This is a genomic window from Sphingorhabdus sp. EL138 (genome assembly GCF_945882965.1).
Classification (GTDB): domain Bacteria; phylum Pseudomonadota; class Alphaproteobacteria; order Sphingomonadales; family Sphingomonadaceae; genus Sphingorhabdus_B.
On sequence record NZ_CAMCWY010000001.1, the window covers coordinates 85,000 to 99,468 of the forward strand.

General features: G+C 56.6%; 15 protein-coding genes. 5 read left to right on the forward strand and 10 right to left on the reverse strand.

Going from position 1 to position 14,469, the window contains the following annotated elements:
• The 4 genes from Q0N43_RS00495 to Q0N43_RS00510 all read right to left on the reverse strand — a co-directional run bounded on the left by Q0N43_RS00495 (window position 1) and on the right by Q0N43_RS00510 (window position 4,503).
• Window positions 1-693 (reverse strand): FKBP-type peptidyl-prolyl cis-trans isomerase, encoded by a 693-nt coding sequence (locus Q0N43_RS00495; protein ID WP_295440912.1) that lies wholly within the window; start codon window positions 691-693, stop codon window positions 1-3.
• A 283-nt stretch (window positions 694-976) separates the two neighbouring features.
• A complete protein-coding gene (locus Q0N43_RS00500) occupies window positions 977-2,368 on the reverse strand; it encodes an aspartate aminotransferase family protein (RefSeq protein ID WP_295440914.1) in 1,392 nt (463 codons plus the stop codon).
• A gap of 208 nt (window positions 2,369-2,576) precedes the next feature.
• Window positions 2,577-3,314: a gamma-glutamyl-gamma-aminobutyrate hydrolase family protein gene (locus tag Q0N43_RS00505; RefSeq protein ID WP_295440918.1), complete on the reverse strand. Its 738-nt coding sequence runs from the start codon at window positions 3,312-3,314 to the stop codon at window positions 2,577-2,579.
• 22 nt (window positions 3,315-3,336) lie between these two features.
• The gene (locus tag Q0N43_RS00510) at window positions 3,337-4,503 is read right to left on the reverse strand and encodes an acyl-CoA dehydrogenase family protein (protein WP_295440921.1); all 1,167 of its coding nucleotides are present in this window, start codon (window positions 4,501-4,503) and stop codon (window positions 3,337-3,339) included.
• Between the two features lie 106 nt (window positions 4,504-4,609).
• On the opposite strand from Q0N43_RS00510, the gene Q0N43_RS00515 reads away from it, so the two are divergent.
• The 4 genes from Q0N43_RS00515 to fdxA all read left to right on the forward strand — a co-directional run bounded on the left by Q0N43_RS00515 (window position 4,610) and on the right by fdxA (window position 9,377).
• Window positions 4,610-5,848: an FAD-dependent oxidoreductase gene (locus Q0N43_RS00515; protein ID WP_295440924.1), complete on the forward strand. Its 1,239-nt coding sequence runs from the start codon at window positions 4,610-4,612 to the stop codon at window positions 5,846-5,848.
• Window positions 5,849-5,954: 106 nt separating this feature from the next.
• Window positions 5,955-8,672: a helicase-related protein gene (locus Q0N43_RS00520; RefSeq protein WP_295440927.1), complete on the forward strand. Its 2,718-nt coding sequence runs from the start codon at window positions 5,955-5,957 to the stop codon at window positions 8,670-8,672.
• A 12-nt stretch (window positions 8,673-8,684) separates the two neighbouring features.
• Window positions 8,685-8,933 (forward strand): S4 domain-containing protein, encoded by a 249-nt coding sequence (locus Q0N43_RS00525; RefSeq protein ID WP_295440929.1) that lies wholly within the window; start codon window positions 8,685-8,687, stop codon window positions 8,931-8,933.
• Window positions 8,934-9,038: 105 nt separating this feature from the next.
• Window positions 9,039-9,377: a ferredoxin FdxA gene (fdxA, locus tag Q0N43_RS00530; protein ID WP_295440932.1), complete on the forward strand. Its 339-nt coding sequence runs from the start codon at window positions 9,039-9,041 to the stop codon at window positions 9,375-9,377.
• On the opposite strand, the gene Q0N43_RS00535 is transcribed toward fdxA, so the two are convergent.
• The 3 genes from Q0N43_RS00535 to lipB are packed head-to-tail and all read right to left on the reverse strand — an operon-like array spanning window position 9,374 to window position 11,640.
• A complete protein-coding gene (locus Q0N43_RS00535) occupies window positions 9,374-10,666 on the reverse strand; it encodes an NADH:flavin oxidoreductase/NADH oxidase family protein (protein WP_295440934.1) in 1,293 nt (430 codons plus the stop codon). The two genes, fdxA and Q0N43_RS00535, sit on opposite strands and share 4 nt — an antisense overlap.
• Window positions 10,663-10,947: a hypothetical protein gene (locus tag Q0N43_RS00540; protein ID WP_295440936.1), complete on the reverse strand. Its 285-nt coding sequence runs from the start codon at window positions 10,945-10,947 to the stop codon at window positions 10,663-10,665. Before Q0N43_RS00540 ends, Q0N43_RS00535 begins: the two co-directional genes overlap by 4 nt.
• Before the next feature lie 15 nt (window positions 10,948-10,962).
• A complete protein-coding gene (gene lipB, locus Q0N43_RS00545) occupies window positions 10,963-11,640 on the reverse strand; it encodes a lipoyl(octanoyl) transferase LipB (RefSeq protein ID WP_295440939.1) in 678 nt (225 codons plus the stop codon).
• A 79-nt stretch (window positions 11,641-11,719) separates the two neighbouring features.
• On the opposite strand from lipB, the gene Q0N43_RS00550 reads away from it, so the two are divergent.
• Window positions 11,720-12,463 (forward strand): hypothetical protein, encoded by a 744-nt coding sequence (locus tag Q0N43_RS00550; RefSeq protein ID WP_295440942.1) that lies wholly within the window; start codon window positions 11,720-11,722, stop codon window positions 12,461-12,463.
• A gap of 2 nt (window positions 12,464-12,465) precedes the next feature.
• Here Q0N43_RS00550 and Q0N43_RS00555 read toward each other — a convergent pair whose 3' ends face one another.
• Genes Q0N43_RS00555 through Q0N43_RS00565 form a run of 3 tightly spaced genes read right to left on the reverse strand, consistent with a single transcriptional unit; the run spans window position 12,466 to window position 14,375 of the window.
• Window positions 12,466-13,053: a GNAT family N-acetyltransferase gene (locus Q0N43_RS00555; RefSeq protein ID WP_295440946.1), complete on the reverse strand. Its 588-nt coding sequence runs from the start codon at window positions 13,051-13,053 to the stop codon at window positions 12,466-12,468.
• A 6-nt stretch (window positions 13,054-13,059) separates the two neighbouring features.
• On the reverse strand, window positions 13,060-13,917 hold the full coding sequence (hemF, locus tag Q0N43_RS00560) for an oxygen-dependent coproporphyrinogen oxidase (protein ID WP_295440949.1): 858 nt from the start codon (window positions 13,915-13,917) through the stop codon (window positions 13,060-13,062).
• Complete coding sequence (locus Q0N43_RS00565; protein WP_295440952.1) at window positions 13,914-14,375, reverse strand: tRNA (cytidine(34)-2'-O)-methyltransferase; 462 nt, start codon at window positions 14,373-14,375, stop codon at window positions 13,914-13,916. The genes hemF and Q0N43_RS00565 overlap by 4 nt, the downstream gene beginning before the upstream one ends.
• Between the last annotated feature and the right edge of the window lie 94 nt (window positions 14,376-14,469).

Below are 14,469 nucleotides of genomic sequence, written 5' to 3' on the forward strand. Positions count from 1 at the left end.
CTAGTTCTGTATTGTCTCCCTCGGCGCTGGCCTGAGGTCAATTAACGTGACGATGATATTGCTGTCTGGTGATCCGTCTAAGGTTTTAGGCATACAGAAACGGTAAGTTGAACCTATCGAAATCATGTTCAGGCTTTCTCGAAAAATCGGCGATGCTTGGCTCAACGGGATCTTTTCCCATTCGCTTTTTTGCTGCACTACGCCAGTCGAGGTGTCAAAGATGGTGAAGTCGACAAGCGCCATGTCGCCATCGGCTGGCTTTTTACCAGCGGCAGCTTTCAGGATTTTAAAGCCGAGGCCCGTCGTGGTGGATTGTGTGCAACTGCGTTCAGCGACCGGAATGACTGGTTTTGGTGGCGGGTTGATGAAGGACAGCAGGTCAACCTCAAACACCAAATCGGCATTGGGCGGAATTGGGCCAGTGCCAGCCGCGCCATAGCCGAGCACCGCAGGGATACAGAGGCGATAGCTGCCGCCGGCTTGCATCAGTTGCAGGCCTTGGGCAAAGCCGGGAATGACGCCGCCAACGGGGAATTGGGCACCTTGGCCGGAATCAAATTCGCTGCCGTCTGCTGTCAGCATGCCCTTGTAATTCACGGTGACATTGGACTCGGCGATTGGCCGCTCGCCCTTGCCCGGCTTGATGACGGTATAGGACAGGCCCTCCGGTGTTTTGACAGCGCAGGTAAGCACTGGCGGCTTTGGTTTTGCCGCGACGGGCGCGGCGGCCTACGCCGGTGCAAATTGCAGGAGCAGGGCGCGGGTGAGGGCTGCCGTGATTAACGCGCGCTTTAATGTTGGTGATGTCATGGTTGCCTTTGGTAAGGGTTGAACGGGCTTTGTCTAGGTAGAAGAAACCGTAGTGCTGAACCTCTCGAAGCACGCCTCACAATGTCGCGCTGCATCTGAGAGACGCCCTTCGACCTTCACCAGCGCCTTGCGCTGGTGGCTCAGGGCTGCGGTTTTTTATGCCCCCTTATCCAATCGCCCGCAATTTCGGCTCGGCCTCATCAAGCGACTTGTGGATAATCCCGACAAGCTCGTCAATTTGTGCAGGGGTGATGATCAATGGCGGGCACATGACGATGCTGTCGCGGATGCCGCGCACCATCAGGCCGTTGCGGATGCAGATGTCGCGCACCATTGGCCCTGCGGTGCCCTCTGCGCCGCCAAAGCGGGCGCCGGTTGCCTTGTCCGCCACAATCTCGATTGCGCCAAGCAAGCCGATGGAGCGCGCCTCACCGACCAAAGGATGGTCGCGCAATGGCGCGAGCGCCTTTGCCAGATAGGGCCCGGTTTCATTGCGGACCTTGTCAACTAGGGCTTCGCGCTCCAATATCTCGATATTGCGCAAGGCAACAGCCGACGCCACCGGATGCCCCGAATAGGTATAGCCATGGACGAAATCGCCGCCGGTTTTCATCACCTTGATGATGTCCGCGCTGACCGCCACGGCAGAGATGGGCAGATAACCCGACGAAAGCCCCTTCGCCATGGCGATGATGTCGGGCTGAATACCCATGGTTTCGTGGCCCCACATATTGCCAGTGCGGCCAAAGCCGCAAATGACCTCATCACAGACCAATAATATGCCATATTTGCGGCAAATTGCCTCAACCTGCGGCCAATAATTGGCGGGCGGGATGATGACGCCACCGGCACCTTGTACAGGCTCACCAATGAAGGCTGCGACGTTTTCAGGACCGACCTCTAATATCTTGTCTTCAATGGCTTGTGCGCATGCTGTGCCGAAATCCTCAGGCGTCATGTCGCGGCCTTCGTTGTAATAATAAGGCTGACGCACATGTTCGATGCCAGCCATCGGCAATATGCCCGGCGCGGGGAAGCCTTGGTCATGCATCGCCTTCATCCCGCCCATGCTGACGCCAGCTACGGTGGAACCATGATAGGCATTGTGGCGGCTGATGATGATGGTGCGGCTGTGCTCGCCCTTTACCTGCCAATAATGGCGCACCATGCGCAATATGGTGTCATTGGCTTCGGAGCCGGAGCTGTTGAAAAATACATGCGGCAGACGTCCGCCCGTCAGGCTCGCAATCTTGTCGGCCAGCATGATGGCTGGCGCATTCGCGGTTTTGAAGAAGCTGTTATAATAAGGCAGCTCACGCATCTGGTCACGCGCGACGTCAGCCAATTCGTCGCGACCATAGCCGACATTGACGCACCACAGACCAGCCATGCCGTCCAAAATGCGGTTGCCTTCGCCATCGTGAATGTAGCAGCCTTCGGCATGGGTGATGATCCGGCTTCCGCCCAGATCTTCAATCTCTTGCCAGTCGGCTTGTGCGGGCAAATGGTGGGCGATGTCCAAACGGCGAAGTTCGGCGATGTCGTAATTGCGTGGCATGAAAAGGTCTCCTGAATATTCCCCTCCCGCAGGCGGGAGGGGTTAGGGGAGGGTGCGAGCCGCAGGCGAGCTATTTAACTTAGCCGTAGCAGGCCCACCCCCAGCCCCTCCCGCTTGCGGGAGGGGAGCGATAGGCAGCGCCCAAATCTGGATCAGGGCGAAAAGCCAATCCGCGCTTGATAGCGATTATATCGGGTCACTTTGTTGTTCACAATTCACCTCTTAACGCTTTTCCTAAAAGGTGGAAATAGATTTGCGAATCTAGGTCATTTTCTGTTCCCCATTCGGGGTGCCATTGCACCGCGATCAAGGGCGCGCCATTCGGCCGTGCGCTATAGGCCTCGACCAAGCCGTCGGGCGCGCGGGCTTCGACATTTAGGCCGTCGGCTAGTTTTGCAATGCCCTGATAATGGACCGAGTTTACGTCCAATGCGCCTTTGCCATATGCGTCCGCCAAAATACCGCCATCGGTCAGGCCAACGGCATGGCGATGGTCAAACATTGCGTCAAACCCGACATCGTCCGGCGCATGATGACGCAAAAGCGTATCGCTCGCGCTGGTGTCACGGCGGAGCGTGCCGCCCAAAGCGACGTTGATTTCCTGAAAGCCACGGCAAATGCCGAATACCGGCTTTTGCGCATCGATCATGCGGTGCACCATCGATATGGCGATTTCGTCGCGGGCATCATCATTGGGCCCATCGCCGCCCTCTTCGCCATAAAGCCGCGTTGCAACGTTCGACGGGCTTCCCGTTAGCAATATGCCGTCAATACGCGGCGCTACCTCTGCGGCGGTCATAAGGTCGGGCAAGGATGGGATAATCAGCGCCGCAACATCGGCATAGGTCATGGCTGCGCGAATATAGCGGTTCATAACGGCTTGGGCGACTTCGCTGCCGACTATGCGGTTGCAGGCGATGATCCCCAGGACAGGACGCGCCGTCATATAAGGTTGCCGACCAACGCGCTCATGCAGTCGCTCCGATCAGCTCCCGGCCAATCAGCATCCGCCGAATTTCATTTGTGCCCGCACCAATGTCGAGCAATTTTGCATCGCGCCAATACCGCTCGACGGGCCAATCCTTGGTATAGCCAGCGCCGCCAAGGGCCTGAATGGCTTCGCCAGCGACCTTCACTGCGCTTTCGCTGGCCAGCAGGATTGCGCCTGCCGCATCAAAACGCGTGGTCTGCCCCGCGTCACATGCCCGCGCGACATTGTAGACATAGCTGCGGGCAGAATTGAGCGCGACATACATGTCGGCGACCTTCGCCTGCATAAGCTGAAAACTGCCAATGGGCTTACCGAATTGCCTGCGTTCGCGAACATAGGGCAAAACGACGTCGAGGCAGGCTTGCATCACGCCAAGCTGAAGTCCGGCGAGTACGACGCGTTCGTAATCCAGGCCGGACATCAATACGCCAACGCCGCCATGCAGCGGGCCCATCATCTGTTCTTCGGACACGAAACAGTCGTTGAACACGAGCTCCGCAGTCGGCGATCCGCGCATCCCGACTTTATCGATTTTCTGGCCAATGGTAAAACCCTCTATGCCTTTTTCAACCAGAAACGCGGTGATGCCACGTGACGCCGCTTCGGGCACTGTCTTGGCATAGACAACCAAAGTGTCGGCGTAAGGCGCGTTGGTGATCCAATATTTGGTGCCGTTCAGGATATAGCCGCCTTGAACCGCTTCCGCCTTCAGCTTCATCGACACAACGTCCGAACCAGCGTCCGCTTCCGACATGGCAAGGCTGCCTACATGTTCACCGGAAATAAGCTTTGGCAGATATTTCGCCTTTTGCTCTAGCGTGGCCCAGCGCGCGATCTGATTGACACATAGGTTGGAATGCGCGCCGTAGGACAGGCCAATAGAGGCAGAGGCACGGCTGACTTCTTCGACCGCGACAACATGCTCCAAATAGCCAAAGCCAAGGCCGCCATCGGCCGCATCAACAGTAATTCCATGCAAACCGAGTTCGCCCATGGCGGGCCAAAGCGCATCCCGCGGGAACCAGTCATCCGCGTCAATTTTGGCCGCGAGCGGCGCGATTTTGTCGGTTGCGAAACGCTTCGTCGTTTCGCGGATCATGTCGGCATTTTCGCCAAGGGCAAAGTCTAAGGTCATGCTTGTCATGGCCTTGCTCTGCCAGTTAATTGCATGCGCCGCAAGCATAGGACTAGCCAGTGGGCGACCTTTTGCTTACCGCACATCCAATGTTTGTTAACCGAGCGAATCTGCAATGATGCATTATGATATTCTTATTGTCGGCGGCGGCCACGGCGGCGCGCAGGCCGCGATTGCGTTACGGCAGGCCAAATATGAAGGTAGCATTGGCGTAGTGAACGCTGAGCCTGAATATCCCTATGAGCGCCCGCCTTTGTCGAAAGACTATTTCGCGGGCGATAAAGCGTTTGAACGCATTATGATCCGGCCGGCGGCTTTTTGGGCGGAACGTGGCGTCGATATGATGTTGGGATTGCGTGTGGAGGTGGTCGATCCATCTGCCCATAAGGTGATACTGTCTGACGGGGCGACCATTTCTTATGGGAACATGATCTGGGCGACTGGCGGCAGTCCGCGGCCATTGCCCGTTGAGGGCGGCAATCTGCCTGGGATGCACGTTGTACGCACGCGCGCTGATGTGGACGGGATGCTCGACGGTCTCGACGAGGTCGCTGACATTGCAATTGTAGGTGGCGGATATATCGGACTTGAGGCGGCTGCCGTGCTCCGCAAAATGGGCAAGAAAGTCACTGTGCTGGAGGCGATGGACCGTGTGTTGGCACGGGTTACTGGCGAGCCTCTATCGCGCTTTTATGAGGCGCAACATCGCGCGCATGGTGTCGATGTGCGCCTCGGTGTTGAAATATGTGGCATACAGGGCGATGATTTTGTCACCGGTGTGCGTCTGGCCGATGGGGCAGTGATCCCCGCCCAAATGGTGATTGTCGGCATCGGTATCATCCCTGCTGTCGCGCCCTTGCTGAACGCTGGCGCGTCGGGTGGGGCCGGAGTTGATGTCGATGCCTATTGCCGGACGTCCTTGCCTGACATCTACGCCATTGGCGACTGCGCGGCCCATGCCAATGATTTTGCAGGCGGCAACATCATGCGCGTTGAATCGGTGCAGAACGCCAATGATATGGCGAATGCCGTGGCCAAAAGCCTGACTGGTGCGGTGACGCAATATCATGCGGTGCCATGGTTCTGGTCCAACCAATATGATTTGCGCCTGCAAACGGTAGGCATCAGCGCGGGTTATGATTTCACGGTACTGCGCGGAGACCCTAACACCCGCAGCTTCTCTGTAGTCTATCTGAAGGCCGGTAAAGTCATTGCGCTCGACTGCGTCAATGCGACTAAGGATTATGTTCAAGGCCGCTTGTTCGTGACCGAAGGCCTGTCGCCCATGGTGCAACAATTGGCCAATACCGACGTGCCATTGAAGGAACTCGCCGCAGCTTTGATGGCCAACTGAATTAAATTTGCCCTCAGTTCGTTCCGCCCTCACGGCCATTTTAGGTCCAACCAATACGGGTAAGACGCATCTTGCTGTCGAACGGATGTGCGCGCATTCCAGCGGGATGATCGGGTTTCCGCTGCGCTTGCTGGCGCGGGAAATTTACGACCGCGTTGTCGCCATGAAGGGCGTGCAGAATGTTGCCTTAATCACGGGTGAAGAGCGGATTGAACCGCCGCAAGCCCGCTGGTATTGCTGCACCGTTGAAAGCATGCCCATTCAGAAGGACTTTGCCTTCGTCGCGATAGACGAAGCGCAATTGGGTGCTGACCCCGAACGTGGGCATATTTTTACTGACCGGATATTGCATGCGCGCGGGCGGGAGGAAACGATGATCCTGGGGTCGGAAAGTCTCCGCCCGATTATCCGCGCGTTGCTGCCCGATGCTGAAATCATCTCCCGTCCGCGTTTTTCGACGTTGAGCTATGCTGGCGCGAAGAAGCTGTCGCGTTTGCCCAAACGGTCAGCGATCGTCGCTTTCTCCATACAACAGGTTTATGCGGTCGCCGAAACATTGCGCCGGATGCGTGGTGGGGCGGCGGTGGTGATGGGTGCACTGTCGCCGCGTACCCGAAATGCCCAAGTCGCGATGTTTCAATCGGGCGAGGTGGATTATCTTGTCGCGACCGACGCCATTGGTATGGGGTTGAACCTTGATGTCGCGCATGTCGCATTCGTCAGCCTGTCCAAATTCGACGGTTCGCGCCGCCGCCGTCTGACGGTCGCCGAAATGGCGCAAATTGCGGGGCGTGCTGGCCGGCACCAGCGCGATGGTAGTTTCGGAACCTTGGCTGGCGAGGGCAGCGAATTCACGCCGGAAGAAGTGTTGGCGATTGAAGGGCACAGTTTTCCGCGTCTGGACTGGTTATATTGGCGCGAAGCCAAGCCGCGTTTTAACGATATAGCGACGCTGATCGCGGATTTGGAGAAGAAGCCAAATCGTCCGGGGCTTTTACCTGCGCCGAAGGTCATCGACCTGTTGGTGCTGAAACGATTGGCGGAAATGCCCGATGTGAAAGCGCTCATCCGCCATCAATTGGACGTTGCCCGGCTTTGGGAGGTCGCGTGCTTGCCTGACTTCCGGCAAATGGGCGAGGAGCATCACAGCCGCTTCGTCGTGTCTTTATGGCAATATCTGGGACAAAATGAACGTGTCATTCCGCAAGGTGTCTATGCCAGTGAACTCGCGCGGCTCGACAATATCCAAGGCGATGTCGATACGCTTTCGGCGCGAATCGCGGCGGTGCGGACATGGACCTATATCTCCCATCGGAGCGATTGGTTGACCAATCCGCCCGCTATGGCGGAACGCGCACGCGCATTGGAGGAAAAGTTATCGGACGCGTTGCACGATGCATTGCGCCAGCGATTTGTTGATAAACGCACATCCATGCTGCTGCGGAAAGGCGCGAAAGACGTTGGTTTATTGCCTGTGGACATTCAAGCCGACAACCGTGTTCTGGTCGATGGGGAGGATATTGGTACTTTACAGGGCTTTGCGTTTCGGGTTGACCCGGCGGCCAAAGCAAGTGACCGTAAGCTGTTATTGGCTGCCGCCGAACGACATTTGGCAGCACATTTGAGACAAAAGGCAAAGGACGTAAGCATGGCAGAGGACAGCGAATTCTCGCTCGCAGCCGATGGAGAAGGCAAGCCCGCAATTTTCTGGCAGGGCGAAATATTGGGCGCGCTGACCAAGGGGCGGACACTGCTTCAACCTGCATTTACGCCGGTGAAGGCGGTCGCTGGCCTTGAAGGCGATGCGTTGCGTGAAATTACGACCCGCGCCGAAAACTGGATTGCAGCGCAATTGGCTAAAGCCATGGGCGGCATAGTCGGACTATTGGAACTCGCCCAGCAAGCAGATATCGATGGCAATGTCCGCGCGCTTGCGGTGCGATTGGCGGACGAAGGCGGCATTGCGGGGCGGCATTATTTGGCCGATGCGATTGCGGCATTACCCAAGGAAGCACGCGGCGCAGCGCGAAAGGGCGGCATCGTCTTTGGCGCACTCGATATTTATCACCATGCCGCGCTGAAGCCAGCGGCGGCCAAATGGCGTGCAGCATTATTTGCGGCGCGCGACAACCGCGCGATGCCCGAACTTCCGCCCGAAAGCGCCGTGCATTTGAAGGCGTGGAATTTTGCCAATGCCTCCGAAGCGCGCAACGCAGGCTATCGCCGGATTGGCGACGAATATGTCCGAATTGACTTGGCCGAACGGGTTATCAAAAAAGCGCATGAAGCACGCGGGCAGGGTAATCTGTTTGGCATGGACATGGCGTTCGCCACGTCGCTGGGCATCAGCGAAGCCGGATTAAAGGCCTTGATGCGGGATGCAGGCTTCCGCCCTGCGGAGAAGGCGCCGGAGCCGGAGGTTGTAACTGAGACGGTCCCTGATGCCGTGGTTGAGGCAATTGAGGTTGTTGCGGAAGAGGTTGCGCGGACGACTGAACTCGAGAATGCAGAGGCGGCGGTTCCCGCGGAACCCGAAGCGAGCGCCCAAGAGGCAGCCGCACCGCCAGCCGCCGCACCGCCAGCCGCCGCGCCGCCAGCAGCCGAGCCGCAAGCCATCACCCTGACGCATTGGCGCTGGGCAGGCCTTCCAAAGCCGCGCCCGCCCGAACAGCGTCAACCGCGCGCCAAGCCGCAACACCAAAAATCGCAGACTACTGACAAGCCACCAGCCAAGCCCGAGCGCGCACCCGTTGCCGCAAAGCAAACCGCCCAACCATCATCCTTGGCGCTGCAACTGGCGGCGCTTAAGGGGCTAAAACTATAGGGTCAGGCGAAGTTGCGGATCGACAAACTTCTGTTCTTTCTGCGATTTGCCAAGAGCCGGACTCTCGCCCAAAATTGGGCGGAAACCGGGCGTATCCGCGTCAACGGTCGTCGGGTGGAAAAGGGTAGCCTGCCCATCGCCATCGGCGATGTCATGACGCTGCCCATTGGTGCGGCCGTTGTAACGTTCAAACTTCTGTCCATGCCATTGCGGCGCGGTCCCGCGAGTGAAGTAAAGCTTTGCTATCAACTTATGGAATAAAATATGACGGGCAGTTGCATTCCGCCGTTGACTTCCCCCCGCACCTCGCAATAGGCAGAAAACTAGAACGGTCAGTCCGCCGCCGCCTTTGGGAGAATTCCGCAAGTGACTTATGTCGTTACCGATGCCTGCATCCGCTGCAAATATATGGACTGCGTTGAAGTGTGTCCGGTGGATTGCTTTTATGAAGGCGACAATATGCTCGTGATCAACCCCAATGAATGCATCGATTGCGGCGTCTGCGAACCGGAATGCCCCGCAGAAGCAATCTTGCCAGACACCGAAAACGGTCTTGAGCAATGGCTTGAATTGAACACGACCTATAGCGCGGAATGGCCGAACATCACCTCAAGCCGTGAACCGCCTGTCGATGCAGATGAGTTTAAGGGCGTAGAAGGCAAGTTCGACAAATATTTCAGCCCCGACCCCGGCGAGGGCGATTAAGCTCTCGCGGCGCGACTGGCTTTTAACCAATTTTTCTGATACGCTTCTACTTCACGCAATGCGGCAAAAACCGTCATATTTGGCGCGGTGCGGCCCGTGCGGCCGAGGGCATAGATCTGGCTGTAAAACCAATATTGCGTGGCAAATCCCTCTACGCTCCGCACCATCTTGATTTTGCGTAAGCTTGAAAGCCATTCAGGCAGCAGCTTCAATTGGTTCTCGACTTTAGGTAACATCGCCGTGCCACCGAGCAGCCTTTTTGGCGCTTCGGTTATCACGCATAATGGCCGAGCAAGGCCGATGACGTCGGCACCGCCGTTGCGCAATGCTTGAACCATTGCCGATGCGCTGCGGAAGCCGCCGGTAACCATAAAGGGTATTTTTAACTCGGCCTTCATCGCTTGGGCGAAATCAACAAAATAAGCTTCGCGGGATAGCGTGGTGTCTGCCACATTCTGGGCTTCTTCTTCCTCCATGCCTTGAATACCAAGCAGCTTGGGTTGCTCATAAGTGCCGCCCGAAATCTCAACGAGGTCCACACCCGCATCCTGCAACCAACGGGCCACTTGAAGGCTGTCCTCAAAGGCAAAGCCGCCGCGCTGGAAATCGGCGCTGTTCAATTTGACGGAAATGGGGAATTCGGGGCCAACCAAGGTGCGCACAGTGTTTATTGTGAACATCAGGAAACGGGCGCGGTTCACAAGGCTTCCGCCCCAGCGGTCCGTGCGTTGGTTCGACCGTGGGCTTAAGAATTGCGAAATTAGATAGCCATGCGCGGCATGAATCTGAACGCCTGTAAATCCGCCATTTTTGCAATGTAATGCGGCCTGACCAAAGCGGCCAATGAGGTTAAGTATTTCGTCTTCGGTTAAGGCGACAGGCGTACCAAATTGTCCACCGGGTAACCCCAGCTTGACCGCAGAAGGTGCCTTGGGATGCCGGTTGACCGCGCGCATCGTCTGCCGTCCGGCATGGCTGATCTGTGCCCAGAAATGATTGCCGTTGCGGGTCGCCGCCTTTGTCCAGAATTGGAGGGCGGTCATCATCTCGGCGTCAGGATGTCCGTCAAAAAAGACGTTGCCAGGACGCTCAAGATGGTCCGCATCAATCTGAATATTGCCCGAAATATGCAGGCCAGCGCCGCCATCCGACCAAATGCCATATAGGCGTTGCAATTCAGGCGTCGGGCGACCCAATGGGTCGGCAAGTCCTTCTGTCATCGCGGCCTTTGCGATGCGGTTATTCAGTACGGCCCCGCAAGGCAGCTTTAGCGTGTTGCTTAGTCTCACTTGGACTCGCCGGATATTTCGACTTTTGCCGTGTCTGCTGCATCAGTTTTGGCTGGGGCAGCATCCCCGCTTGCGACCGGTACCGAAACATCTGCGCCAGACTGAACTGGCACATCATCAACGGCTTCATCCGTGTTGATCATGTCGTCGCTGATCGTGCCTTCTAGACTGTCGAGATTATCCATGAGCGTTTCGGTGGCCTGATTATCTTCCTTCGAGCCGCCGCACGCGGACAAAAGCAGCATCATGGCAAGGGCAGGCGTGAAGTTGCAAAAGCGCATAGTATCCCCGTTCGTCTAACTCGCCGTATCCCTACAATTTTCATTTGGTTTCGCAAGGCTATTGAGAAAATCGGGGAAAGTGGACAGCAAAGCGGCGTCAAAATCTGATAGGGTAGCGTTGATGCCCAGCGCGGCGAGGCTGGTCACCGGATATTCCGATATCCCGCAGGGCACGATGCCAGAAAAATGGCTAAGATCAGGGGAAATATTTACGGCAAAACCATGCATCGTGACCCATTTGCGAACACGTACGCCAATCGCGCCGATTTTTGCCTCTTGGCCATCCGGCGTGTCGCACCAAATGCCAATGCGCCCTTCGGCGCGTCGGGCTTCGATACCAAAATCGCCAAGCGCACGTATCACCCAGCCTTCAAGCGCATGGACGTAGCAGCGCACATCCTTGCTGTGGTGGGCCAGGTCCAATAGGATATAGCCAACGCGCTGGCCCGGTCCATGATAGGTGTATCGCCCGCCGCGCCCTGTGTGATAGACTGGAAATCGCTGGCTGAGCAGTTCTGCGGGGTCCGCACTGGTGCCGCTGGTGTATAAGGGCGGGTGTTCCAGCAGCCAGATAAGCTCTCTTGCGTTGTCATCACGTATCGCGCCCTGCAACGCTTCCATACGTTTTAGTGCGTCTGGATACGGGATCAGGCCTGTTGATATGTCCCAGTCGATATTGTGATCCAAAATCATGCTGTACCCTTTAGCACGGTGCAAGCGGCTTGCCACCGCATATGTCTGCCTCTACGCCTCGCACTGCTAAGGAGACGTTATGCCAAAGAAGCTTGATTATCGCGCTGTCTGGACTGACGCGCGGGCTTTGCTTGCGGCGCATAAAGAGGCGACTGTCGCAATCGCAGGCCTCTTCATTTTCATGTCGGCATGGATTTCGGCATTTCTCGTGCCGCCGCTGATCGTTGAAAATCTGAACGATACGAATCAAGCCCTACTGGAAATCAGCAGCTATTTCGAAGCCAACTGGCGCGTCATGGTGCCGACGATGTTGGTAACCATATATGGCAGCCTGTCGCTGTATGTGCTGATGTCGGGGCGTCGCTTGGAAAAAGTGGAAGATGCTCTTGGAATCGCAGCGGTATTATTCTTCCCTTATTTGCTTACAAGCTTGCTTGTTGGCTGGGCCACCTTGGCTGGATTTTTTCTGCTGATCATACCCGGCCCCTATCTTTATGGCCGCTTTGCAATATTGCCCGCCGTCTTCACGCAGGATACTGGGGATGGTATAAACAAATCCGTCATCCGGACTTGGCGCGTCACTAGTAATTGCGGTTGGGCGATCCTGTTTTTGATGCTTTTCGTTGCCGTTGTATTGCGCATTTTCGCTGATGTGGCCGATACGGTGATCATCGCCATTTGCCAGTCCATCGCTGGCGAAGCTGGCATCCCGATTGTAGAATCAGCCGTCAAGGCGCTGTTTGTTGCTGCGGAGGCCGTGGCGTTTATATTGATGTTGGTCGCCGTCAACCGTCAGCTTTCCGCGCAGACGCCTAGGTCCTGACCCTAAGCTATAAGTGGGATATGCGGCGCAGCATCGCGCGGTATGAGGCCATTAAGGCGTGGATCGGGGAAGGTTTCCAACTGCCGTTGATAAGCGGTGAAACCGGACCTTTGATAAAAGGCCAGCGCACCGGGACCATCAAGCGTACAGGTGTGCACCCACATCCGATGAACGCCAGCCTCCGCCCAGCCCATCTGTAGCGCCATCGCCATCAGCCATTTGCCATGACCCTTGCCAGTCAGCTCTGGCACAAGACCGAAAAAGGCAATCTCGCATTGTCCGGCCTGCCGGAAATCAAGCTCCAACATCCCGACCTCAATTCCGCGCCGGTCCAGAACGGCCCAGATGCGCACCGCAGGGTCATGGATGATTTGCAACAGGTCGGTGTCACTAAGCTCAAGCCGGGAGAACCAAAGCCAGGGTTCGCCAATTCGGCGATACAGCGTGCTGTATGTATCTGCAGTTGGCGCTTGCCATCGTTCTAACCGCAGCTCCGACGCTGGTAGCGCCCGCAACGGCGGACGGCTCGTCATTTCTAACGATGTTACAATGGCACCAAGTTCGCCATGGGCAATCGGGCTAAACACCATGTGGATTTAGGCCCATACCACTTCGGGGGGCAGGCTCATCAATATCGCGTCGACATTGCCGCCAGTCTTCAACCCAAACGCCGTGCCACGGTCATATACCAAGTTAAACTCGGCATAGAGGCCACGCCAGCGCAATTGCGCCTGCTTTTCTTCGGCACTGAAAGGTTGGTTCATGCGGCGGCGGACAAGCTTTGGAAAGATGTCGAGGAAGGCATTGCCGACATCGCGGGTGAATGCGAAATTCTGTGCAAACAATGCGTCGCTTGTGTTTTCGAGATGATCGTAGAATATCCCGCCGACGCCGCGATGGACGTTGCGGTGCGGAATCCAGAAATATTCGTCCGCCCATTTGCGATAACGTTCATACACATCGGGTCCAAAAGGCGCGCAGGCCGCACGAAGGCGCGCGTGGAATTCGTCCGTATCTTCTGCATAGGGAATAGGCGGGTTAAGGTCTGCACCGCCGCCAAACCAGCTTTTCGTTGTAACCAGGTAACGCGTATTCATATGCACCGCTGGCACATGCGGGTTTGCCATATGCGCGACGAGGCTGATGCCCGTGGCGAAAAAACTTGGGTCTTCGGCGGCACCATGAATGGTTTGGGCAAATTCGGGGTTGAAGCTGCCGCCGACGGTGGACACGTTCACGCCGACTTTCTCGAAAATCTTGCCCTTCATCACCCCGCGGACACCCCCGCCACCGGGGGAGCCATCATGGTCGTTGCGGTCCCATGGGGTATATTCAAACGACGCGTCGGACCCTGCCTCACGCTCAATCGCTTCAAACGACGCGCAAATGCTGTCACGAAACGATTCGAACCATGTCCGCGCGGCCTGTTGGCGTTGATCTAATATCAGGGTCATCTCTCGCCTTTCGGGAATGAATGGGTCTGTCGAAGACCTTCTGCCAAAGCGATGCCAGCCGATACCGAAATGTTCAAGGATCGAAATCCTGCGGCCATCGGAATATATACGCGCGCGTCGGCACGTGCATGAACTTCGGGCGGTGCCCCTTTGCTTTCGGACCCCATTAGAATAACGTCATCGGGTCGAAATGCAAACTGTGGAAGCGGGGTAGACGCCTTGCTGGACATCAAGACGAGCCGCGCGCCGTCCAAAGTTTCGAGAAAGGCCGACCAAGCTGCATGACGTTGAAGCTGGACATGTTCCATATAATCCATTCCCGAACGTTTCAACGCGCGTTCAGAAAAGGCAAAGCCGCAGGGTTCGATGATATCACATATGACACCAAAGCAGGCCGACGTGCGCAAAACCGCTCCAACATTTCCGGCCATGTCTGGCTGATACAGTGCGATGCGCATGATGGCCTCCTCACTAAAAACCTGTTTCGCGGCGATTAGCGTGTATCGCTGCCCGCGTCCAAACGGTTATTGCTCTAAAAGCGGAATGGGCTGA

Bases quoted from the DNA above. Each gene is read 5' to 3' on its own strand.
- hemF (WP_295440949.1), bottom strand. From the start codon at position 13,917: ATGACCCTGATATTAGATCAACGCCAACAGGCCGCGCGGACATGGTTC.
- Q0N43_RS00510 (WP_295440921.1), bottom strand. From the start codon at position 4,503: ATGACAAGCATGACCTTAGACTTTGCCCTTGGCGAAAATGCCGACATG.
- Q0N43_RS00550 (WP_295440942.1), top strand. From the start codon at position 11,720: ATGCCAAAGAAGCTTGATTATCGCGCTGTCTGGACTGACGCGCGGGCT.
- Q0N43_RS00540 (WP_295440936.1), bottom strand. From the start codon at position 10,947: ATGCGCTTTTGCAACTTCACGCCTGCCCTTGCCATGATGCTGCTTTTG.
- Q0N43_RS00505 (WP_295440918.1), bottom strand. From the start codon at position 3,314: ATGACGGCGCGTCCTGTCCTGGGGATCATCGCCTGCAACCGCATAGTC.
- Q0N43_RS00515 (WP_295440924.1), top strand. From the start codon at position 4,610: ATGATGCATTATGATATTCTTATTGTCGGCGGCGGCCACGGCGGCGCG.
- Q0N43_RS00565 (WP_295440952.1), bottom strand. From the start codon at position 14,375: ATGCGCATCGCACTGTATCAGCCAGACATGGCCGGAAATGTTGGAGCG.
- Q0N43_RS00555 (WP_295440946.1), bottom strand. From the start codon at position 13,053: ATGGTGTTTAGCCCGATTGCCCATGGCGAACTTGGTGCCATTGTAACA.
- Q0N43_RS00500 (WP_295440914.1), bottom strand. From the start codon at position 2,368: ATGCCACGCAATTACGACATCGCCGAACTTCGCCGTTTGGACATCGCC.
- lipB (WP_295440939.1), bottom strand. From the start codon at position 11,640: ATGATTTTGGATCACAATATCGACTGGGACATATCAACAGGCCTGATC.
- Q0N43_RS00520 (WP_295440927.1), top strand. From the start codon at position 5,955: ATGATCGGGTTTCCGCTGCGCTTGCTGGCGCGGGAAATTTACGACCGC.